Raw genomic sequence first — 22281 nt, forward strand, 5'->3', positions numbered from 1 at the left:
CCCATAACGGCCAGCAACACCACCTTCTAGATTAGCGTCTCGCACCGACACCTCGACAGCGGATTAGATGTTGCGTCGGATTTCGACAATGTTGCCGTTTGCATCGCGTTGCTCGATAACCATGCCATCGAGCAGACGCTCGATCGCCGGAACACCGATCAACGCGGAATCCTCGACCGCGATGTCATCATCGCTCGGAACGAATTCCTCGGGCTCTGGAGTCGGTTGTGGTGTCTGGCGCCGGGGGACCGAAGGTTGCGGTTGCCCCCAAGAGCCGCCGCTAGTTTCCACCGGCGTGTTTGCAGCACCCTTGGACTGGTTCATCAGTTGCTGGTAGCGACTGAGCTTCTGACCTACCGCTGGCGCAGCCGCCAGAGGCGGGTCAACCGGCGGCGTAAGATCTTGAGGCTGACCCCATGTTGAGGTGGTTGTTGTCGGAGGCTGACTACTCGGCGGCCGCGTAACGGTTGGTTCCGCGGGCGGTGGCGCAACCGGTGTGGCAAGTGGCTGTTCTTGCGGGCGAACCACGGGTGTTGAGCTGGCAGCCTCGGCTTCGGCAATAGCCTGAACGCTCTGCGGGAACGAATCTGTGGTGCTTCCCGGACGCAATGGAACATCGCTGACCGGCCGGCTGAAAACTTGAGCTTGGGTTACCGGGAATGGGGGCGCGTCGACTTCTTCCTGTCGAGCCGCCATACCCGCGGTCATCCGAGGAGGGGGAGCGATGGGTGGACCGTCAAAGGTTCGGGTAGTTCGCGGGGCTGGATTGCCGGAGGTTTCCGGGCGCGGCGATGTGACCGGAGCAGGTTTTACCGATTGCTGCTGCGTCGGATCCGAAGCCGTAGCGTCCCGGGACACGAAACGCTCTTGGTTATAGCCCGGATCTTCCGGTGGGTAGGCATCGACATAGGGGTCGAAGGGTGGCTCATCCAGATACGGTGGTTCGTCGCTAGGGACATCAGTGGGCGCGGGTTCAGGCCTGTGCCTTGGCGCTTGTGAAGATGCCGCAACCGCCGAGTGCGGGGCTACCGCCTGAGACGCAGATGCATCCGCCTTGTTGCTCTGTGCACGATCAACTACTGGGGCGGACGCCGGCTGTGGCCGGCGTTCACCTTTTGGGGAACCACCACCGGCTGGAGCCGAACCGCCCTCGGTGATAACGACGTCAACCTGTTGTCGCATGACTTGAGATATCGTGTTAGTCAGCAGACCCATCATGTCCGGCCGGTTACGCAGGTTCACCAAAGGCCCGGAGGCAGAGAACGCCAAGGTTAGGGTGCGTCCGTCAAAACCAGCGACCTGAGCATAGTTCGCAATCATCGAGTGCAGCACCCTTGAATTGCCTTGTACCTGCTCCAAGATTGTCGGCCAAGCTTGCTGGAAGGCCTGAACGGATCCGCCCTGGCCCGGCGGTGCACTGACAGGCTGCTGAGGGGGCTGTTGACGCTGTGCTTCGCGGCGCGTTTGTTCTTCGGCTTGCCGTTGTTGTTCGGCGAGTTGCGCGGCGTCGCGTTGTTGGCGTGCTGCTTCTTCGCGTTGGGCTTGTTCGCGGCGTGCTTGTTCCTCGGCTTGGCGCTGTTGTTCGGCATCGCGTTGGGCTTGTTGGCGTGCGGCCTCGTCGCGTTGGGTTTGCTCGCGGCGCGCTTGTTCCTCGGCTTGGCGCTGAAGGGTGACCTGATGCTCCGCAGTGTCATTTGTCGCAGGTTGTTGCTGCGCGGCCTGCGCAGCTTGATTTACCTGCTGTGCCGCGGGTTGCTGCTGTGAACGCTGCTCCGCAGCACGTTTGGCGAACTCTGCCATTGCTGCGTTTTGTTTAACGTCATCAATGGGTACTCCGGTTCCGAAGGAGAGATCCTCCCCGCTATTCGGGTCCGGCACCAAACTGAACGGCGAAACACCCGCCGGACGATCTGCGGGCACGCTTGGAGTCGGAGTGACTTGGGTGGTGACAGGATTGTTTGGTTGATCATCAATGGGACCCCAAGTGGCTCCCCAATCTGCATCCGCTCCAGTGTTCAGCGTCCCGCTGTCTTTCAGGGGATCGGATTCCGCAGCCGGCTCGGGCTGTGGCTGCGCTTGGGGGACTTCAGAAGCACGTGGATCGACGACTACTTGGGGCTCTTGTGCCGCGGGTGCAGGCTGGGAAGGCGCATCCGGCGGTGAGGCGTCGTCAGCTTCCGGCGAGATTCCCTGCGCACGTGCGCGGGCTGCGGCTAATGCTTCGCGTACCGCGGCGGCTCCTTGGCGGTTGGATTCGGGCGAAGGGCGGTAACCGCTTGGGGCAGCAGGGCTGTCCTGCTGTGTAGGAAGATCGGGAAGACCGCCACCGGTCATGGCATGGCGTTCAAGTCGGTCTAGACGAGCCGCGACCGAGCTTGCGCTGTCGTCGGAGCCCGGTAACAGGAGCCTTGCCGCAAGGAGTTCAAGATGCAGCCGAGGGGAAGTCGCCCCGGTCATTTCCGTTAGCGCTTGATTAGTCACATCAGCCCAACGGCTGAGCTCGGAAGCACCGAAAAGTGCTGCTTGATCAGACAAGCTCTGCAACTGATCGGCGGGCATCCCGCGCAGGATCTTTTCCACGCCCGCTGGGACGGCCTTCGCAATGATTAAGTCGCGGAAGCGTTCGAGCAGATCTTCAACGAAGCGTCGTGGATCCAGTCCAGTTTGCACGATTCGATTGATGGCGCTGAAGAGTGAGGCCCCATCATTCTCATGCAGCGCAAGAGCCACTTCATCAAGAAGCGTGGCGTGGGTGTAGCCCAGCAGTGATACCGCGGTTTCGTAATCCACGCCGTTGGCCGTTGCACCAGCCATTAATTGATCCAGAACCGAGAGGGTGTCACGAACCGAGCCACCGCCGGCACGGATAACCAGTGGTAACACTCCGTCGGCGACTTCAACGTTTTCGCGTACACACAGCGTCTTGAGGTATTCCAGCAAGGCCTCTGGTGGCACTAGTCGGAACGGGTAGTGATGGGTACGCGAACGAATGGTCCCAATGACCTTGTCCGGTTCGGTCGTGGCGAAGATGAACTTAATATGGGCCGGGGGTTCTTCAACGATTTTCAGCAGTGCGTTGAAGCCAGCGGAGGTAACCATATGTGCTTCGTCGATGATGAAGATCTTAAAGCGATCACGGGCAGGCGCGAAGGTGGCGCGTTCACGCAGATCGCGTGCATCTTCGACACCACCGTGACTAGCGGCATCGATCTCGATAACGTCGAGTGATCCGGGGCCACCGCTGGCTAGCTCGACACAGCTTTCACAATTTCCGCACGGGGTAGGGGTAGGGCCCTGCGCACAGTTCAGGCAACGAGCCAAGATGCGCGCACTGGTGGTCTTGCCGCAACCGCGAGGGCCAGAGAACAGGTACGCGTGGTTAACCCGGTCCTTGGCTAGCGCCGTCATCAACGGAGTGGTCACGTGCTCTTGCCCGATAACGTCGGTGAAGGTGTCAGGACGATATCTACGGTAAAGCGCTGTACTCACACCGGTACCCTATCCGTTATGCGATGCGTTAGGCATCAGCTGTTGAACTATTTCTTCTGGCCGCACAATCCATGGTTCTCTGGGTAGCTGTGCCGGGTCAAATGCCCGTAACGCAGCATCCAAAGATTCAGCGGGCAAGCCCAACGACTCTAGCAAGAGCTCCCGTACTTGGGCTGGATTGATGCCTCTTTCGGAAAGGTCTTCGAGAGTCACTGAACCGTCTCGCTTGGCCAAGCGTTTGCCATCGGTATTCAAGGCTAACGGCACATGTGCGTAGCTGGGAATCGGCAAATCCAAGAGGGACGCGAGATAGGCCTGACGCGGGGAAGAGGTCAGGAGGTCGTCACCGCGGACCACCTGATCGACCCCGGACTGGCCATCATCGACGACGACTGCGAGGTTATAAGCCGGAGTTCCGTCATTGCGCAGCAATACGAAATCATCGACCAATCCAGAATATTCTCCATGGAGCTGATCGGTGATGGTGAAGCTGGAGACCTTAGAGCGCAAACGTAACGCCGCCGGACGCTCAAGCGCTTTTTCGGCGCGCTGTTTCTCCGTCAGCTCACGACATGTGCCAGGGTAGGCGCCAGGGGCGGCATGCGGTGCGGAACCCGCCTCAAGAATGTCTTTGCGAGAACAAAAACACTCATAGACCAGACCTTGAGCTCGGAGCTGATCAACGACCTTGAGGTAGGAGTCGAGACGCTCATGCTGACGGATCACTGGACCATCGAAAGTCAGCCCGAGGTCGGCCAGCTCCTTGAGTTGAAGCTGTTCAGCCCCGGCGCGGACTCGGTCGAGATCTTCGATACGAAGCAAAAAATCGCGATCGCTGGATCGCGCGAACAACCATGCCAGAATGGCGGTGCGAAGGTTCCCAAGGTGAAGAGGCCCAGAAGGGCTAGGGGCGTAACGTCCTGCGCCCAAGGAATCTCCATTCACCATGCTTTGAAAAGTAAAGACCCCTCATGCACCTGCCAGAGCCCATCTACCCTTGCTACCTTCCGGTCCTGGGGGAGTTCAACAGGATGACACCACACGAGGGGTCGTAGAAAATACTACCGGAGAGCACGGTCGTAGGAAAATCGGCGATGAGTGCCCTTGCTCTCACTGCTATGTCGAAGCGCCGCGCTACCGAACCCATTGCTTAGCTGGCTTGTCGCTCCGGCGGGGGATCATGCCACCCTAGAACCCGTCGCAGCTGATCCGTGACTTCGATGCTCGGCAACATTGGGTTGCGAATCGGATCAGGATCAAAGGACTCCAAAGATCGGATACTCCCGGGCAGTTCCGTTTGGATAACCCCATGAGGGGATCGCCAAAGTACGGAACCATCAGGCATATACGTGGACTGCCAGCCCAATGCATGTTTGTACATCTGATGCTGGCGGCAGAGGAGCCGAGTGTTGCGTTTGCTGGTTTCCCCGCCCTTCGCCCAGTCCTTAATATGATCGATTTCGCTGTTATCAGGTTGCTTTCGACAACCGGGGAATCGGCAATGCTCATCTCTGACTCGGAGGAAGTCACGCAACACCTGCGATGGCCGATAACGCTGTCTACCGATGTCAATCGGTGCCCCAGTCCAAGGATCAGTGAGAACCCTGAGGAACGAGGGCGCTTCTTTCGCCATTTGAAGCGCTAGACCCATAGGGATGGGGCCATAACCTTCCAAATCAGCTAGTGAGCGGTTGCGGTCGACTAGCATTTCCACGGCAGGGATTGTGATGGTGACTCGTGGACGAGCCGCCGCACCTTTAGTTTCAGGCCATCCGTTGAGGAATACATCGCAGAAAATGTCAGCTCTTATCTGCTCATCGGTGCGTTCATCGTTGGGATCCCTTAGATCTTCGCGATGCCAGTTCAACGTATTGACTAACGCCATAGCGAACGGGGCAGCGACATATGCCTGAACCAGAGCCATTCCGTTCTTTTCTGCCCACCAGCGCACATAACGGGATCTATGATCCTTTTCATGCCGTTCCTGTGCCGTTTGCGGCAGCATCCGAGCGCGAAGTTTGCTGGCGTGACGAGTGACGGTGTCGTCGGTACTGGTCCGCGCGACCGGCAAAAGTACCTGTTCAAGCTGACCGACCTGTTCGGGTTGCAAATCCTGGGCACTCGAAACGATCTCAATAGCGCTTTTAGTGGTGATATTTCCCAGACACAGCTCGGCAAGGGTCGCTGGGCAGAGATTTCGTAGCCCCTCGGCGGTGGTGAGTTTCCTTCGCACTACGCGCTGCGGCTGACGAGAGACCATGGCGGCCTCCGTGACGAAAGAGGAGCGGACTAACTCGGAATCGCTTGGGTCGACCTGATAATGATGAGCAGACTTTTCTTGCAGCTCATCTTCGAATAGCGTGCCTTGCACTGCGGCTTCGGTCATTCCCCGTTGCGCCATCTCGTGACCATCTGCCAGCAAAATGGCTTCTAACGCATCGAGTTGAGAGCGCAATTTGGCTGCGATTTTTAGTTGCTTGACGATTTCTCCGGTGTTGCTAGCGATCTCTTTCGCGTGCAGCTTGCGCAAAGAATCTTGCATCGAGCTGAGTATCACTTCGCGTTCAACATGCGCGGACCATTGCCCATCCGACCCGCAGAAATCTCGATAACCGGATGGGAAAATCGCCATTCGCCGAGGATCATCCTCGGTGTGAAATGCGTCTCTCTTTCCCATGTCCTCATTATCCTCTATGGGTCCGACAGTTTAGTTCGGGCTGGTTCGAAGTGGGGAGAATGGTTGAAAATTCCCGGAATTACGGGGTTCTTTCTATCCTGTCGGGAGCATTTGTGAGCCGGTTTGACCCGATTCGTGCTTCGTGAAAAATTTCGATATGCTAGAGCCTGCTCTACAGAGCGCTATTGGAGGATTCGCCTAGCGGCCTATGGCGCACGCCTGGAACGCGTGTTGGGTTAACGCCCTCGGGGGTTCAAATCCCCCATCCTCCGCAGTGAAAACCCCGGAATTTCTTTGAAATTCCGGGGTTTTCGTTTTACAGGGACGCTGGATAAAGGGGCTACACGCGGTGTAAGTGCTAGCGGATGTAACATCGGCGGACGATGCCTCCTCTTCACAGCTTCCTAAACCCGCACCGCAGCGATACTCATCCAAGCCGGAGAACCAGCAACACAATTCGCCAAAGACATTGGAAAGTACTGTGTAATGCTCCTGCGACGATTGCCCGCCAGCGTGCACAGAGTTCACTACCTTAGGCAACCTTGTCAGAACCTAACTTAAATCGTCGCAACAACCGGCTATGCTGACGCACATACGCTGCACACCGACCGAAACCGGAGCTGGGACTTGGCCAGAATCAGAAAATCCACTACTGAGGTTGTAGAGCTACTACGCAACGGGAAGACATTGCCCACTGCCATAGAGGTCGAGAATCATACTGTTTCGTTCTACCCTCGGCATTGGCTGAATCGGTGGGATGAGGGTATGCCATCCGTTCCTTCCATCCTTCAAAGCGAAGAAACAGACGGGCGCGGTCGCATCGCTTTGAGTCGAGGCGACCTGTTCGATTTGGGCTCCAAAGTGGCGACTGTGCAGGACGCCGTGAACTTCTATGTCGCAGTCTGTTCCTGGGGTGCAGGGACTAAGGCCCGCGATATTTACCGCCGTATTGCCACATTGAATGACCGGGACGCTGGAGAAAAACTCCTTGGCGGAATTACGCTAGCGAGAGACGCGCAGGTCGCAGCAGAAGATGCCTACCACGCCTTCTATACAAGTGCCCGATACCGGCTCAACGGACTAGGCCCAGCTTTCTTCACTAAGCTTCTCTACTTCGCAGCCGGCCCCACCGATAGCCGGAAAATGCGCCATTTAATTCTGGATAAGAAAGTCGCAACTTCCATTGGTTGGCCTAACAAAGTTTGGTGGACTCCGTCGGAGTATCAAGACTATGTTGAGCTGATCAACGAAACTATTGACATCATGTCTGAGGCGGAGCGCTCCGACTGCATCGAAATGCGCCTCTTCAGCCCATAGCGCATCCTAGAGACCTGTTCCAGAAACGCCGGAACTCGGTCTCGGTCTCGGTCTCGGAGCAGTGAACATTCAAAACATAGTTTCAGGAAACCCGGAACCTCGAAAGGCTGTGGCTAAAGTGTGGCCGGTGAATCACGGCCTCCCACTTCCCGTGCGCGATCGTTTTGGGGTCCCCTGATTCGGGTTATGCCGGAAAAGCGTCTGAGAACATACATCAACTGGTAAGTTATGCCCCAAGACCACCCGTGATCATGTGGAGAGGGGTGCAACATGGCGAGCCTGTTTACAGAGCTTTGTATTGACTGCAAGAATCCCCGTCAGTTGGCTCAATTCTGGCAAGAGGTGTTGGACTACGCCGTGATTAGCGTGGATGAAGACCTCGTCAGCATCGGGTCGTCAGTGGCTGCCCCGCCTAGTGGTGGAAGCAATTCGATACCAGTCACGCTGACTTTTGCGCGAGTTCCAGAAGACAAAGCGGTAAAGAACCGGCTGCACATGGACTTACGGCCCCAAGGTACTAAACAACAAACCGAAGTTGCGCGGCTGTTGAGCTTAGGCGCATCCTTGGTAGATGTCGGACAAGGTGAGAGTGAGTGGGTAGTGATGGCAGATCCGGAAGGTAATGAGTTCTGCGTCCTTGCTCAGCTTTCATAGACAGATGATTGTCATGTTCGGCTATGAAAGTCATGCAGATTGGCGCAATTTCGCCGACGAAATGGGCTCACTGGGGTAGTATCGGCTGTACTTGGGACAGTTTTTATCGTTCATCGAATGTTGGGGCATAGAAGATGATGAATGAGAAGCACAGTGCTCTGCTCATTTTTGACGACAAATCGCTTAGTGCCGAGCTGAGCGAAGTTCTTCGGCATGCCGGATTCATGGTGCGGGAATCGGACGGACGCCAGACCGGCACCCAACTAGTTGAGCCCGATACCGATTTGGTGGTCTTGGGGAGTCTTCTACTGGGTTTAGACGCGCATGAAGTGATCCGCAGATTGCGATCGCACACCAACGCTCACATCATCCACATCATGGATCAGCTAGACGAATTTGATGCGGTACTTGCGTTGGAAGCCGGTGCAGACCAGTTCATGGTCAGCCCAATTAGCCTCAGAGAGTTTCGAGCCCGAGTCAACGCGATCTTGAGGTTACGGGATCGTCTGATGAGGCATCCGGAGGTTTCTGAGCTGGAAGCTTCGGAGCTCGCACAGCATGGGGACCTACTGCTGAATGCTGGTACATGGGAAGTGTCGATCTCCGGTGAGATCATTCCGTTAACCGCCACGGAGTTTTCGTTGCTGCAGGTGCTGATGTCACCGCCTGGGAGAGTGCGGAGCAAGCAAGAACTTGCCCGACATGCCAACGGTTATGACGAGCATAAGGATAGCTATATTTCCGAGGCGGATCAGCGAAGTATTGAAGTTCATATTGCTAATCTGCGGCGCAAGTTAGGCGACTCGGCGCGGGATCCCAAGTGGATCGAAACAGTGCGCGGCGTGGGGTACCGGATGGTAGTTGAGCACCGCATGCCGAACTCACAACAAGGTTAGCAAGATTAGGTTGTACCTGAGAGTAATTGCGGCGAAAATTAAGTCTTAAAGCTGAGAATAGGGTCACGGCATTGGCCGAGAGTGCTTTGACGGTGACTGGCTGATTTCTTGGGGGAGTAGTCCACGGTTTTATCACTCGCACTCATACAGCAATGCTGGCCGAGACCAGCCAAGAGGCGGAATCGACCAGCATTGCTGTATTTCAACTTAAGCGGAGATCTTGTTCTTCACTAGCTGTGGGTAATGAATGGCCGCGGTCTGTGGGTGTGCGCGCAACCATCCCTTCAGCACGTTAGCGCCGTAGGAAGCCAGCATCGGGTTCTCTGGATCATCCGACACACCGCGAGCATCTGCGGCCAATTCGGCAGGCAACTGCACCTTGTCGATGACCGCATCAAGTCGTGGCGAGTAGAAGAACGGTACCGAGTAGCGGTCGACGCCTGCTGGCGGGGCAATCACTCGGTGGATGGTAGCCATGAGGTAACCGTCGGTAGCTACTTCCAGCATTTCACCGAGGTTCACGACCAATGCGCCAGGAGTTGGTGGCACCTCAATCCATTCCTCTTGACCGTAGGGTTGGACCTGTAGGCCGCCAACGTCGTCCTGCAGCAACAGCGTTACGAACCCGTAGTCGGCGTGCAAGCCCACACCCTGGTCGCCAGCGTCCGGCACCACGTCGCCGGAGACATAGTGAACCAACTTGCCCATCCATGCCGGAGTGTCGGCGAATGGCTCGTCGAAGTGATCTTCGGGAAGGCCCAGGCCCACGGCAATGGCCGACAGTAGAGTATGCCCGGTTTCGTGCATCAGCTCGGCCCATGCCATGGCACGTTCCTGCAGCTGTGGGTAATCAGCGGGCCACTGGTTCGGGCCCTGCAGGTTCAGGTACGGTGCATCGGCAGGGACGCTGTCCAAGGCGGGACGTTCCGGACCGTAATCGATCTGTTCGCGGGCGTCGGCTCGGCCGCGGGTAATTTCGGTACCCATCCGGGTGTAACCACGGAATTGCGCACTATTTCGGTTATCGAGTTCGAGCTTGTCTGCTTCGGGCTTGGCGAAGAACTCTGCCAGCGTCTGTAACAGCTGCTGATCCTGATTTTCGGTTTTGGCGTAGCCAATGATCTGGAAGAAACCTACGCGGTGCGCCGCATCGCGTAGTGCTTCGACGAACTGCTGATTAAAGGAGCCGTCGGCATTGCGGGCGGTGGAGATGTCAAGGACTGGAATCTCAGTGACTGCGTTGTTCATGCCCTCAATGTTGCACCGAATCACCCGATTGTTACTAGCGAAAGTTACGCGCGGTTCCCTCCGGTGAACTAATGCGTCGAAAAGTTTGAATCGTCGATGAAATGGGTCGATAATGCCTTTTTGCATCTTGCGTGCGATGTTTGGCGGGGCTTCTAGGCTCCCGGCTCGGCGTGATCATACCCTACTTTTGGATGGTGCGTGGCAAACGTTGCGAAGTACCGCTGAGCGCGCGGTGTTTTCTATGCTGGAATGGTGATTTTTAAAGCCGTTGGAGACTCTCGCCCTTATCCAGACCATGGTTTCAGCACCACTCGCCAGTGGGGAACCATCGCGCCGCAACAAGTGCGGCTCGAAGAGTTGACCACCACCAAGAGCACCTTGGATCTCTCGGCCTTATTGTCCGAGGACTCCACCTTCTTCGGGGATCTCTTTCCCCATGTAGTTCAGTGGGAAGGAAAGCTCTACCTGGAGGATGGGTTGCATCGGGCGGTGCGTTCGGCGCTGCATCACCGTTCGATCATTCACGCGAGGGTCTTGAACCTCGACGTGTAGCCGGTAAGCTTCAGGACACGAGGAATCCCACGTCGGATGCGATATCCGCGAAGATGAGCAGGGGTGGTGCACGATGAGTTCACGAGATGACCGGGATAACGCCACGCGTTGGCATGGGCAACGTATCGTTGGCGAACGAGAACTGGATTTCCACTCCGATGCGCAAGCGCTTCGCCGCCGTCGGCGCCGGCAGAATCTGATTTTTGCCCTGGTTGCGCTGTTGGTCAGCGGCGTGCTGGTGTTCGCCGTGCTGGTGTTTAGCGGCCGAGTGCAATTGCCCGGTCAAGGCACAGGTTCGCTGATGACCCAGCCCGAAGAGATCGAAAACCCGCAATGTCCGCAGCAGGAGTTTTCATATCTAGAACCCGAAGGAGTACAGGTGCGCGTGCTCAATGCCACCGGTGTTTCGGGACTGGGTGGACAAACCGCAGAACTGCTTGAAAGCCGCGGTTTTGTGGTGAGCTCGGTAACCAGTGCGGTTAGCGATTATTCGGAGGAAGTCGGTGTGGTGGTTTCCGGCCCACACGGGTACGCCCAAGCCTTGAGCTTGCAACGGCATCTGCCGGGGGCACTCTACGTTTATAACGAAAATATGGTCGATGACGAAGTGGATTTTGAGGTGGGCACGAAGTTTGCCGAACTGACCAAACAACGACATTTGGAAACCACAGCCGGGATGTTGCAGTGCGCTAATCCTCCGGCCACGGACGAAGCCTTAGACGACCAGTGACGTGATGAAGCGCCCGCGGCCCAAGCAAAAACCTTTGCGTGGACCGCGGGCGTCATATTTATTAGAGTTCTGCGTGCACGGTGCGTAGTGCCTGAGCGAAAGCCTCGGCCGGCTGCGCCCCGGAAATCCCGTACTTGCCTTGTAAGACGAAGAACGGCACGCCGCTGATCCCTAACTGTTGAGCTTGGGCGATATCCGCGTTGACTTCATCGGTGTAGCTACCATCCGCTAGCGCTGCGGCGGCGTCCTGGGGGTCCAGCCCGATCTCGGTAGCCAACTGAACCAAGGTGTCATGATCGCCGACATTGGCTCCTTGGACAAAGTGAGCTGCGAGGAGAGACTCCTTCATGGCATCCCCGGCCCCACGTTGCTTAGCGAACTCCAAAAGCCGCAAGGCGCTAAAGGAATTAGCGGGCTGCACCCTGTCGAAATCGTAGGCCAGCCCTTCGGCCGCGGCCTGTTCGGTCACATGGGCCAGCATCCCGGCAACTTGCTGCGGATCCATCGCCTTGACCGTGGACAGGTACTCTTGCTCGGTACCGTGATAATGCTCGGGCAGGGAGGGATCTAATTGGTAGGCGTGCCAGTGCACCTCAACATCCTCGGCAAAATCCACTAGCTTCAGGGCAGACTCAAAACGGCGCTTGCCGATATAGCACCAGGGGCAGGCGATGTCGGACCAAATATCTACGCGCAGACGGTTTTCACTCATAGTCTGGGCAACCAACCGCGCTGCTGGTTCATTCCCGAGAGGCTGACTGGGACGTGACCGACGGTGCGGCTTGCGGTACCGCGGCTTGTGGCTGAGGTTTAACGAGCAGCTTGTAGCCAACCAGGAGCAGCAGGAGCCAGCCGCCACCCACATAGAGAGCCACGCGGGTCTGCTCGCTCAGGGCCAACAGCACCACCACGAAAGCCATGAAGACCAGTGCGGCCCAGGCCGTGGCGGTACCACCGGGAACCTCGAAGGCATTGCGTTTGGCACCGCTGCGGCCCATTTCGCGGCGCATCGCAATATAGGAGGCCAGAATCATCACCCAGACCCAGACGGTGGCGAAGGTGGCCAAGGAAGCGATCATCAGGAACAAGGATTCGGGCAGCACAGCGTTGAGAATCACTCCGGCTACCAGCACCGCGGCCATCACCATCACGGTCATCCACGGCACTCCGTTAGCGGAGACCTTGGTGAAGGAACGCGGAGCCAAACCCTTCTCCGCCAAGGCAAAGAGCATTCGCCCCGCTCCGAAGGTGTCCGCGTTAATCGCTGAAATGGCCGCAGTAATCACCACAAAATTCAGCACGTGGGCTGCCGCTGGGATCCCCAAGCCTTCGAAAATCTGGACGAAGGGCGAGGCTGAACCATCAATCTTGCGCCAGTCGAAGAGCATCATAACCACGGCGAGCGAACCCACATAGAACAAAAGGATGCGCAGCGGAACGGTGTTGATCGCCGCCGGCACCGACTTGGCCGGATCCTTTGCCTCGCCGGCGGTGATACCAATGGTCTCGATCCCACCGAAGGCAAACATCACCACGGCAAAGGACAACAGCAAACCGACAAAACCATTAGCGAAGAGTGAACCGGAGCCTAGCAGAGTGTCAAAACCCGGGGCGGTGCCCTGGCCCTCGACGCTGAAACCGAAGATGATTAACGCCGCTCCACCGAGGATCATCGCCACAATGGCGCTGACCTTGATGATTGCCAACCAGAATTCGGTTTCCCCAAACACCTTAACTTTCATCAGGTTGATCGCCGCAATCACTAGCACAATCGCGGCCACCCAGATCCACCGAGGCACCTCGGGGAACCAGAAACCCATATAGATCCCGAAGGCGGTGACATCGGCGATGGCCACGATGGCCATCTCGAAGGTGAAGGTCCAGCCGGTGATAAATCCGGCAAAGCGACCCAAATAGCGTCCGGCGTAGTGCGCGAAGGAACCGGAAACCGGGTGCTTGACCGCCATTTCACCCATGGCGCGCATGACGATAAAGACCGCTGCACCACCGATCATGTAGGCGAACAGCACGGCCGGGCCGGCGGCCTGAATCGCTGCGGATGAGCCGTAAAACAGACCCGTTCCGATGGCTGAGCCCAGGGCCATAAAACGGATATGTCTAGCGCTCAGGCCGCGGGCAAGGGCCTGTTTTATTTCACTCACGGTGCGTGTCTTCGTTCTTGGTTGGTTAGATTGGTGTGGTGGCTCGCCGGCTGCGCAAGCGCAGGACGCTTTGTCGGTCCGCGTCTGACCAAACCACGCGGGAGCCGAAGAAATCATACATTTGATGTTCGACGCAAAGTCCGACATTGTGTTGTAGTTCAATATGAGCTTGCTCATGAAGGAGGCGCCCGGTGGCCAGAAATCTATCCATAACCGGTGTTTTCTACGCCGGTGGGGTGACCGCGGTGGCGGGGTTCGTCGATGGGGTGGGGTTCATCCACTTTGGCGGATATTTTCTGTCCTTCATGTCTGGCAACTCCACGCGTTCCTCCGCCGCTTTGGCCGACGGGGACCCTTCTGGGTGGCTGCTAGCCATGAGTTTAGTGGGCTGTTTCGTTTTGGGGGTGATGCTCACGACGTTGCTCAGCTCGCGGGTGCGCCGCTACCGGAGGCCAGCGGTGATGTACACCAGCGCCTTGTTCCTCTGCTGCGGCGCACTGCTCGGAGAGTCTGGCGGGGTATATACCGCCGCGGCACTGGCTGCCTCGATGGGGTCGGTGAACGTGAGTTATTCGCGGCGTGGTGAGGTCTCCTTGGGGTTGACCTATATGACCGGAACGTTGGTAAAGCTGGGTCAGCAGTTAGCCGCGGCACTGAGCGGTGGGAGTCGGACGTTGTGGATCCCCTACGCCATTTTGTGGTCAATGATCACCTTAGGTTCGCTGGCCGGAGCCTTTAGCTATTTGGCAGCGGGGCTGAGCGTGTTGTGGCTGGCCGCCGCGGCGATGCTGCTGTGGGCCAGCTTGGGGCTATTGCGCGAGCGTCGGCTGAACCGGTTAGCGGCCAACACTTAACAGCCGCCCCACCCTTGAGCACAACGCCCGGATGGCGCGCTGGACCTAGTGCGCGGAAACTACGCTTGGCCGGTTACCTGTTGGGCGAGATGACGCAGCCACGAATCGCTAAACCGATGCCGCTGCGAATCCAACCAGGACGCCACCGCCAGATAGGCTTTTTCGCGGACGGCGGGTGCGGAAAGAAACACATCGTGCAGTGCCCCATCCAGCCGCACCAGATTCAGCTCCTGCCCCAGATCCGTGCTGCGTCGCGCGACTTCCTGCACATTGAGGGCCACATCGGCTCGCTGCGCATCGGGGTTCCAGCGAGGCAGTAGGTAGTCGCGGGAAGAGAGCAACACCTGAACCGGGATTTGCAGGTTTAAACCTTTAGCAACCTTAGCTTGGGCTTGGAGCACGGCGTTGATGAAACCGGTGGTTACCCTAAACCCTTGAACCGGACGCCAATCGAGGTTGTAATCCCATTCCCCGTCGTAGGCGCTGGAGATGCTGCGGGTATAAATACCTGAATCGACCCGCGGCAATTCACGGTGCGGGTTGAGGCGGGAACCGGTAGCAAACAGTGCGGAGACGGCGGTTCGCCCAAATTCGGTGGCTTGAAACTCCAGCCAGGGACTATTGAGCACTAAGGCGTCGATGCTGCCAGGGCGGGCCGCAGCATAGAGTGAGGCGCTAAGCCCTCCGGTGGAGTGCCCGAGCAGTACCAGCCGGTGTCGTGGATGTGCGGCGCGGATGATCTCTCTCGCCGCATCAAATTCTTCGAAGTACTGCTCCAAAGAGGAAATGAACCCGGGCTGGGCCGACCCATCCAAATTGCGTCCATAGTGGCGAAGATCCACCGCGTAGAATTCAGCCCCGGCAGAGCTGAAAAATTCGGCCAACTCGTGTTGAAAGAAGTAATCGGACCAGCCATGCACATACAGCACCGCATGACCTCGCAGCGTGCCTGGCGGCCGCCAGCGCAGACCCGGCGGACGATGCCGAATCAAGGTGGCGGTGCCGCCGTCGGCGAGCAGCAACCGGCGATTCTGGAACCGTTCTCCCAGGACGTCCGGCCCCCAGCTACTCTGCTGTGAAAAATGCGATGCTGACATGTTACTAAGCATAGATCGAGGATCTTTGGCCGGTGAGCGGCACAGCTACCAGCCACATGCCGAAGCACCTGCCTGCGCGGTGCGCGATCCGCTTTACCCACACCCTGGGGAATCACCGGGTGAGAACTGACGGACCGACCACTCACGTGCTCAGGCAGGTGCTCGGTGTCTCTGGGCTAGATTAGCTGGCCATCTGGTACTGACGGGCCGGCTTATCTAGATGCCGCAGGTAGGCGTTGGAGGTCAAGAAGCTGGGGAAATCGTCGCGTAATGAGCAAGCCTCGAAGATTTCCAGGGCTTCTTCGAACCGATCGCCCTCAAAACGTTCAAAACGCTCCATCGTTTCCTCCACAAGCTCGCGGACCCAGTTCCGGGTGATGATTTCGCCAGTATCGGTGATTGCCGACTGGTGAATCCACTGCCACAGCTGGGAACGGGAGATTTCGGCGGTGGCCGCATCCTCCATCAGGTTGCGCAGGGCTACCGCCCCGTTGCCACGCAGCCAAGACTCGATGTAGCGGAGACCGATTTCGATATTGTCGCGGACCCCCTGCTCGGTGATCTTGCCCTGAACTCCGGTGACATTCAGCAATGCGACAGCCGATGGTTCCACATCCTCGCGCAACTTCGCGTTCTGGTTCGGGTTGCTGCCCAGCACCTGGTCGTAGATTTCCTGAGCCACCGGCACCAGATCCGGATGCGCTACCCAGGACCCGTCGAAACCGTCATTGGCCTCACGCTGCTTATCTTCGCGAACCTTGTCGAAGGAGCGTTCATTCGCCAGTGGGTCCTTGCGGCTAGGAACGAAGGCGCTCATTCCGCCGATGGCCATCGCCGAACGACGGTGGCAGGCACGCACCAACTGTTCGGTGTAGGCGCGCATGAACGGGCTGGTCATGGTCACTGTGTCGCGGTCCGGGAAGACGAAGCGCGGCCCACGGGATCGGAAATTCTTGATGATTGAGAAGATGTAGTCCCAGCGGCCAGCGTTCAGTCCAGCCGAGTGATCACGCAGCTCGTAGAGGATCTCCTCCATTTCGAACGCCGCGGTGATGGTTTCGATCAGCACGGTGGCTCGGATGGTGCCCTGCGTGATGCCCAGCAGATCTTGGCTCATCACGAAAATATCGTTCCACAACCGAGCTTCCAGATGGTTCTCCAGCTTCGGCAGGTAGAAGTAGGGGCCGCGGCCAGCGGAGATCAGACGCTGGGCATTGTGGAAGAAATGCAGCCCAAAGTCGACGAAGGCTCCGGCGATCGGCTTACCGTCGATCAGCAGATTTTTCTCCGGCAGGTGTAATCCGCGGGGACGAACCACAATGGTGGGTAGTTCGCGCAGATCGGTGCTGTGCAGCTTGTACTCGCGGCCCTCCGGGGAGGTGAAATCGATGGTTCCATCGAGCACCCGACGCAGATTCACCTGATTTTTGATCACGTTCGCCCAGGTGGGGGAGCAAGCATCTTCCATATCGGCCAGCCATACCTTGGCTCCGGAATTCAGCGCGTTGACGGTCATTTTGCGTTCGATGGGACCGGTAATTTCCACCCGTCGGTCCTCCAACCCCGGAGCGATCGGGGCGACCTTCCAGGAGTTGTCTTCGCGGATATGTCGGGTTTCTTCCAAGAACTGTGGGTCCCGGCCATTGGCGATGCGCGCCCGGTTCAGTTGCCGGCGCTGCATCAACTCGACACGGCGAGGTTCGAAAGCTCGGTGCAGCTGGGCGATGAAGTCCAAAGCATCGGTGGTCAGGATCTGCTCCTGGTAGCGCACGGGGGAAGCGGTGATGGTGATGTTGTTCAAGGTGATTGGGGAGTTCATGGCTACATATCCTTAGAAAACTGTGAATGCTGGTGGGGCCCGAGAGTTGGTGACCGGTGACGACTGAGACTGTTGAGTTTGTCCGGTCAGCTCAGCTCCGGGCCCCACCAAGACTCGCAAGGAGTCCGATTAGTGGAATTGGCCTTCCTCGGTGGATCCCACCAAGGCCAGAGTGGAAGCGTTCGGGTTCAGCGTGGTCGAAATATCATCGAAGTATCCGGTGCCGACCTCGCGCTGATGCTTAGTCGCGGTGTATCCACGATCTTCGGCGGCGAATTCGCGTTCTTGCAGGTCCACGTAGGAGGTCATGCCGTTGCGGGCGTAACCATGGGCCAGATCGAACATGGAATAGTTCAGGGCGTGGAAGCCAGCCAGGGTGATGAACTGGAAGGTGAAGCCCATGGCACCTAATTCGCGCTGGAATTTGGCGATAGTGGCATCGTCCAGGTGCTTCTTCCAGTTGAAGGATGGCGAGCAGTTGTAGGAGAGCATCTGATCCGGGAAGTCCTTCTTAACCGCTTCAGCGAACTTCCGGGCCAGTTCCAGATCTGGGGTGCCAGTCTCCATCCAGATCAGATCGGAATATGGGGCGTAGGCTTTGGCGCGGGCGATGCAAGGTTCGATGCCGTTGCGAACCTTGTAGAAGCCTTCTGCGGTGCGCTCGCCGGTGATGAATTCGCGGTCGCGTTCATCGACATCGGAGGTGATCAATGTGGCTGCTTCGGCATCGGTGCGGGCGATGATGACGCTCGGGGTGTTGGCCACATCGGCGGCCAGCCGGGCAGCGTTCAGTGTGCGGATGTGCTGCTGGGTCGGGATCAGCACCTTTCCGCCCAGGTGGCCACACTTCTTTTCGCTGGCCAGCTGGTCTTCCCAGTGCACGCCCGAAGCGCCGGAACTGATCATTGATTTCATCAACTCGTAGGCGTTCAGTGGGCCACCGAAGCCGGCTTCTGCGTCAGCGACGATGGGAACCATCCAGTCTTCGACGGTTTGAATGCCTTCGGAGAATTCGATCTGATCGGCCCGGAGCAGTGCGTTGTTGATGCGGCGAACTACTTGCGGGACGGAGTTCGCCGGGTAGAGCGACTGATCCGGGTAGGTGTGGCCCGAGAGATTGGCGTCGGCTGCGACCTGCCAACCCGAAAGGTAGATGGCGCGTAGGCCGGCCTTGACCTGCTGTACGGCCTGGTTTCCGGTCAATGCACCGAGGGCGTTGGTGTAGCCTCCGGTCGGAGCTTCCTCGGTCAACTGATTCCATAGTTTTTCGGCACCGCGCTTGGCTAGGGTGTGTTCCTCCTGAACTCGGCCTTGGAGCTTGACGACGTCGGCGGCCGAGTAATCGCGGGTGGTGCCGGCCCAACGTGGGTTGGTCGCCCAGTCGTTTTCGATGGCGGCGATCCGGTTCTCGGTGCTGTTCTGCTCGGTCATCTTGTGCTCCTTTGCTTAGTGCTGTCCGTCCGGAAGTGCTTTCCGTGGACTTCCTCGTGACAACTACTTTTCCGCACCTGCAAGGGCTCCGCTAGAGATTTTTTGCGGAAAGATTGGCGATTCTTTAGCGAGAGAAAATTTTTGAATTTTTGCGACCAATAAGTGAATAAACTGCGCGAGTACCCTCAAAGTTCAAGAAACAGAGAGGAAGAACCGCTGATATTTGTAGCTTCTATGGTTGCTGAAGGTCCGCAGCGGGGCGGTGCGTAACCTGAACTGGGGCGATGGGAGAGAGTGTAGGTGTCGCCATACCGTCGGTTGACCCGAGATTATGCGACGCGTTGCGGGGTAGGTGAGCCCTCTAAGGCAGGTCGCAAACGCCGCACGGGCAGGGGGAGTGGCGGAAAATCCGGAGAGTTTCCCGTATCAGGAGATTCGCCGAGCGGCGATCCCTTTCACTCTCATCTGCCAAGACTCGCAGCGAGAAGAATGGCGTTTCTTAAGAAAGGACGCTCGGAGGCAATAGCGCGGAAAAGTGAGGTGTACTGCCCCAAGCGAGTCAGTCAAGCTAAGCATCGACCGGATCTAAAGACACCACCGCAAGTACTCCGCGCCCGCTGAGTCGAACCTGAGCTTGATCGCCACCAACCACGGTGTCACGTAATTGCAATTTGGTCTCTCCGGTTTCGCTCATAACGACCGCTTGGCCTTGCAGCAGCATCCCTAACTGGCCGTCAAATAAGTGTTGTTCGCGTTTTTTCGAGAGCTCGATAATGCGCACCGTGCCTCGAACGCGTTCGGGATCTACCGCTAGATGGAGGAAGAGTAGTTCTTCGGCCGGTTGACTGAACTGAACAGGTGTTTGGCTGACGAAGGGGTAGGGGCGCAGTGGTTCTAAGCCTTGCACGGTCCCATCGGCCGAGAGCTGCAGAAAGTCACCAATAATCAGGGTCAGCGTATGCCGCAGTGATTTGGTGCTAAAGGAGCCGGATCGAAGTACGGAGCGTACCGAGAGCTCCCAACTGGACTGCTCCACTCCGGTAGCATGCAGTTTCCCATCCGCATCCAGGGTCCCGGAAGCTAGCTGCCGCAGTTCACCTAATTCCCACTGAGTTTTCTTCGCGGAAGACAACGCCAGGGTTGAACCTGCGGTTAGTGCGGCACGGTTATCGCTCATATAGGTAGTCTACCGGCGGGTCATTCGTACATGCGTGGCTAGGCGACGAGAAACTGTCGTGCGGGGTAGCTGCGGCGGGTTCCACCGAGACAGCGCAGGCGATAACAGTTACTGATCCAAGTCAGCGCAAGGTTGCGGAAGGATCTTCCTTGCTTTTGGCATCCCGCAAGAGGTAGTGCCCGCACCATGGTGACGGTGATGCTCGGTGCTCGGCATGGACGAGGAGATGGTTTGATGAGCGCATGCAAGGTCGGACGATCCGTCCGTTCCCGGTGGCTAGCCACCGCTCTGTCATTGATCGTTGGTTGCCCCAGCGCTGGTTCAGAGCGGCCGGTTCCATTGAGTGCTACGCCGGTAGCTGTGGGCCACGAGGGTGCGGTTTCTGATATCGCCGGAGCCTACGGGCCTGAAGTAACTGTTCGCATGATCGATGCAGTGATGAGCGCCAAAGTGGGTCCCGAAATCCTCTGCCGCACCTCCGGTAAGGATGAGTACTTCACTTAGCTGTTGCGGAAGCCTAAGCTGCGGTGGCATATGTCCGCTGTGTTAATGCGTTCCCGTACTCATTGACGCAGGGTTGAAGAAAAGAGAAATTTTCACCCATTGGTTTGTTAGAACACGGGTTCGGCCCGGATTCTCCGTATGTTTGTGGAAAAATATCTGGTTCTTCTAATACCATGGCAGGTGTGAGCGTAAACACATGGAACCGTGGACCGGGTGACTCGGTCGATGAAACCCCGCAGAGTCAAGATGAACTGGACGTGATCGCCTTAGGGCGTCGGATCAGGCATCTGCGGAAGTTGCGGAGAATGACCTTAGACGATCTCTCGGCGCTGGTGGATACCGCTCCGAGCCAGCTGTCGCTGATCGAAAACGGCAAGCGTGAACCAAAGCTGTCTCTCCTGAAGACTTTGGCCGCGGCCTTGGACTCGGGCGTCGACGAATTGTTGGGTTCGGAGCCGCCCTCGCGTCGTGCGGCTTTGGAGATCGCGCTGGAGCGCGCACAACGTGGTCCGCTGTATGCGGCACTCGGATTGCCGAAGGTCCGGGTCGGTTCTCGGCTTCCGATGGATGTGTTGGAATCCTTGGTGGGGCTCCAATCCGAATTGGAACGCCGGTTGAATGAACAGGCTGCCACGCCTGAGGAGGCGCGCAGAGCCAACACTCAATTGCGCGATCAAATGCGCCAGCGCAATAACTACTACAAGGAGATCGAGCGGGAAGCTAGCTCGTTGCTCAATGCGGTGGGGCACTCGGGAGGTCCGCTATCGCACCACCGTGCCGCGGATATTGCCGAGCATCTGGGTTTCAGTCTGCGCTATGTGGGGAACTTGCCACACTCCACACGCTCGGTGACGGACTTGAAGAACCATCGGATATACCTCACCCAGTCACATACCGCGGATCATGACCCGCGGTCGGTGTTGCTCCAAGCCCTGGGGCACTATGTGCTGGGACATCAGACGCCCACCGATTACGCGGATTTCCTCGGCCAACGCGTGGCCACCAATTATTTCGCCGCCGCCTTGATGATGCCGGAAAAGGAAACCACAGCATTTTTGCAACGGGCCAAGAATGAACGAGAACTCGCGGTGGAAGATATTCGCGATGCCTTCGCGGTCTCCTACGAGTCCGCGGCCCACCGATTCACCAACCTCGCCACTGAGCATCTGGGAATTACCTGCCACTTCCAGAAAGTCCACGAATCAGGGATCCTGCATAAGGCCTACGAGAATGACGGGGTGAACTTCCCCTCCGATCACACCGGGGCCATCGAAGGGCAATCAATTTGCAGATACTGGACCAGCCGCGTGGTTTTTGATGTGGCAGATAAGTTCCGGTCCTTTGAGCAGTTCACCGACACGATCCGCGGAACCTACTGGTGCACTGCACGCACCGAACGCCATTCCTCGGGACTCTACTCGCTGTCCATCGGCGTACCTTTCGAACATGTGAAGTGGTTCCGCGGACGGGATACCAAGGAACGCTGCCAGTCGAAGTGCCCAGATGAGAATTGTTGTCGACGTCCACCGGCAGATCTTTCCTCGCAGTGGTTTGGTCATGCTTGGCCAGCAACGCGGGCCAATACACACTTGCTGGCGGCGTTGCCGACCGGCGCGTTTCCCGGGGTGGATGAAACCGAGGTGTACCGTTTCCTGCAGGCTCAGCAGTGAGACC

18 protein-coding genes, 1 tRNA gene and 1 other RNA gene are annotated in these 22281 nt (G+C 57.7%); 9 read left to right on the forward strand and 11 right to left on the reverse strand.

The features are described 5' to 3' along the window. Positions 1 to 63 precede the first annotated feature (63 nt). The 4 genes from ACQQZ8_RS01400 to ACQQZ8_RS01415 form a co-directional block, all read right to left on the reverse strand. Complete coding sequence (locus tag ACQQZ8_RS01400) at positions 64 to 3489, reverse strand: DNA polymerase III subunit gamma and tau (protein ID WP_431710973.1); 3426 nt, start codon at positions 3487 to 3489, stop codon at positions 64 to 66. Between the two features lie 9 nt (positions 3490 to 3498). After that, positions 3499 to 4437, reverse strand: coding sequence for a tRNA glutamyl-Q(34) synthetase GluQRS (gene gluQRS, locus ACQQZ8_RS01405; protein ID WP_431710974.1), 939 nt, complete (start codon positions 4435 to 4437; stop codon positions 3499 to 3501). Positions 4438 to 4446: 9 nt separating this feature from the next. Continuing rightward, positions 4447 to 4543: signal recognition particle sRNA small type (gene ffs / locus ACQQZ8_RS01410), an RNA gene on the reverse strand. 96 nt (positions 4544 to 4639) lie between these two features. Continuing rightward, complete coding sequence (locus ACQQZ8_RS01415; RefSeq protein WP_431710975.1) at positions 4640 to 6121, reverse strand: DUF222 domain-containing protein; 1482 nt, start codon at positions 6119 to 6121, stop codon at positions 4640 to 4642. 232 nt (positions 6122 to 6353) lie between these two features. Between ACQQZ8_RS01415 and ACQQZ8_RS01420 the strand changes: the two genes are divergently transcribed. The 4 genes from ACQQZ8_RS01420 (at position 6354) to ACQQZ8_RS01435 (ending at position 9033) form a co-directional block, all read left to right on the forward strand. Further along, positions 6354 to 6438 (forward strand) — tRNA-Ser (locus ACQQZ8_RS01420). 415 nt (positions 6439 to 6853) lie between these two features. Next, positions 6854 to 7483 (forward strand): hypothetical protein, encoded by a 630-nt coding sequence (locus ACQQZ8_RS01425; RefSeq protein ID WP_431712107.1) that lies wholly within the window; start codon positions 6854 to 6856, stop codon positions 7481 to 7483. 270 nt (positions 7484 to 7753) lie between these two features. Continuing rightward, a complete protein-coding gene (locus ACQQZ8_RS01430) occupies positions 7754 to 8137 on the forward strand; it encodes a VOC family protein (protein WP_431710976.1) in 384 nt (127 codons plus the stop codon). 134 nt (positions 8138 to 8271) lie between these two features. After that, positions 8272 to 9033, forward strand: coding sequence for a response regulator transcription factor (locus ACQQZ8_RS01435; protein ID WP_431710977.1), 762 nt, complete (start codon positions 8272 to 8274; stop codon positions 9031 to 9033). A 207-nt stretch (positions 9034 to 9240) separates the two neighbouring features. Here the strand turns inward: ACQQZ8_RS01435 and ACQQZ8_RS01440 are convergent, their stop codons facing one another. Continuing rightward, positions 9241 to 10281 (reverse strand): isopenicillin N synthase family dioxygenase, encoded by a 1041-nt coding sequence (locus ACQQZ8_RS01440; protein WP_431710978.1) that lies wholly within the window; start codon positions 10279 to 10281, stop codon positions 9241 to 9243. Between the two features lie 252 nt (positions 10282 to 10533). Here ACQQZ8_RS01440 and ACQQZ8_RS01445 point away from each other — a divergent pair, with 252 nt between their 5' ends. Continuing rightward, the gene (locus ACQQZ8_RS01445; RefSeq protein ID WP_431712108.1) at positions 10534 to 10833 is read left to right on the forward strand and encodes a type II toxin-antitoxin system VapB family antitoxin; all 300 of its coding nucleotides are present in this window, start codon (positions 10534 to 10536) and stop codon (positions 10831 to 10833) included. A gap of 73 nt (positions 10834 to 10906) precedes the next feature. Further along, positions 10907 to 11563 carry a LytR C-terminal domain-containing protein gene (locus tag ACQQZ8_RS01450; protein WP_431710979.1) on the forward strand — a complete coding sequence of 219 codons (657 nt, stop codon included), beginning with the start codon at positions 10907 to 10909 and terminating at the stop codon, positions 11561 to 11563. Positions 11564 to 11624: 61 nt separating this feature from the next. Here the strand turns inward: ACQQZ8_RS01450 and ACQQZ8_RS01455 are convergent, their stop codons facing one another. Further along, complete coding sequence (locus tag ACQQZ8_RS01455; protein WP_431710980.1) at positions 11625 to 12275, reverse strand: DsbA family oxidoreductase; 651 nt, start codon at positions 12273 to 12275, stop codon at positions 11625 to 11627. Between the two features lie 28 nt (positions 12276 to 12303). Continuing rightward, positions 12304 to 13725, reverse strand: coding sequence for an amino acid permease (locus tag ACQQZ8_RS01460; RefSeq protein WP_431710981.1), 1422 nt, complete (start codon positions 13723 to 13725; stop codon positions 12304 to 12306). A 191-nt stretch (positions 13726 to 13916) separates the two neighbouring features. Between ACQQZ8_RS01460 and ACQQZ8_RS01465 the strand changes: the two genes are divergently transcribed. Further along, on the forward strand, positions 13917 to 14579 hold the full coding sequence (locus ACQQZ8_RS01465; protein WP_431710982.1) for a YoaK family protein: 663 nt from the start codon (positions 13917 to 13919) through the stop codon (positions 14577 to 14579). A 59-nt stretch (positions 14580 to 14638) separates the two neighbouring features. Here the strand turns inward: ACQQZ8_RS01465 and ACQQZ8_RS01470 are convergent, their stop codons facing one another. The 4 genes from ACQQZ8_RS01470 to ACQQZ8_RS01485 form a co-directional block, all read right to left on the reverse strand. Continuing rightward, a complete protein-coding gene (locus ACQQZ8_RS01470) occupies positions 14639 to 15676 on the reverse strand; it encodes an alpha/beta hydrolase (protein WP_431710983.1) in 1038 nt (345 codons plus the stop codon). A gap of 181 nt (positions 15677 to 15857) precedes the next feature. Further along, a complete protein-coding gene (aceB, locus tag ACQQZ8_RS01475) occupies positions 15858 to 17495 on the reverse strand; it encodes a malate synthase A (RefSeq protein ID WP_431710984.1) in 1638 nt (545 codons plus the stop codon). 129 nt (positions 17496 to 17624) lie between these two features. Beyond that, the gene (aceA, locus tag ACQQZ8_RS01480; protein ID WP_431710985.1) at positions 17625 to 18926 is read right to left on the reverse strand and encodes an isocitrate lyase; all 1302 of its coding nucleotides are present in this window, start codon (positions 18924 to 18926) and stop codon (positions 17625 to 17627) included. Between the two features lie 568 nt (positions 18927 to 19494). Continuing rightward, positions 19495 to 20103, reverse strand: a complete 609-nt coding sequence (locus ACQQZ8_RS01485) for a HutD family protein (protein ID WP_431710986.1) — start codon at positions 20101 to 20103, stop codon at positions 19495 to 19497. Positions 20104 to 20337: 234 nt separating this feature from the next. Here ACQQZ8_RS01485 and ACQQZ8_RS01490 point away from each other — a divergent pair, with 234 nt between their 5' ends. Next, entirely contained in the window at positions 20338 to 20607 is a 270-nt protein-coding gene (locus ACQQZ8_RS01490) for a hypothetical protein (RefSeq protein ID WP_431710987.1), read from the forward strand. Between the two features lie 173 nt (positions 20608 to 20780). Continuing rightward, entirely contained in the window at positions 20781 to 22277 is a 1497-nt protein-coding gene (locus ACQQZ8_RS01495) for a helix-turn-helix domain-containing protein (protein WP_431710988.1), read from the forward strand. Positions 22278 to 22281: the final 4 nt, after the last annotated feature.

The sequence above is a fragment of the Glutamicibacter uratoxydans genome, from assembly GCF_050753455.1.
Classification (GTDB): Bacteria; Actinomycetota; Actinomycetes; order Actinomycetales; family Micrococcaceae; genus Glutamicibacter; species Glutamicibacter uratoxydans_A.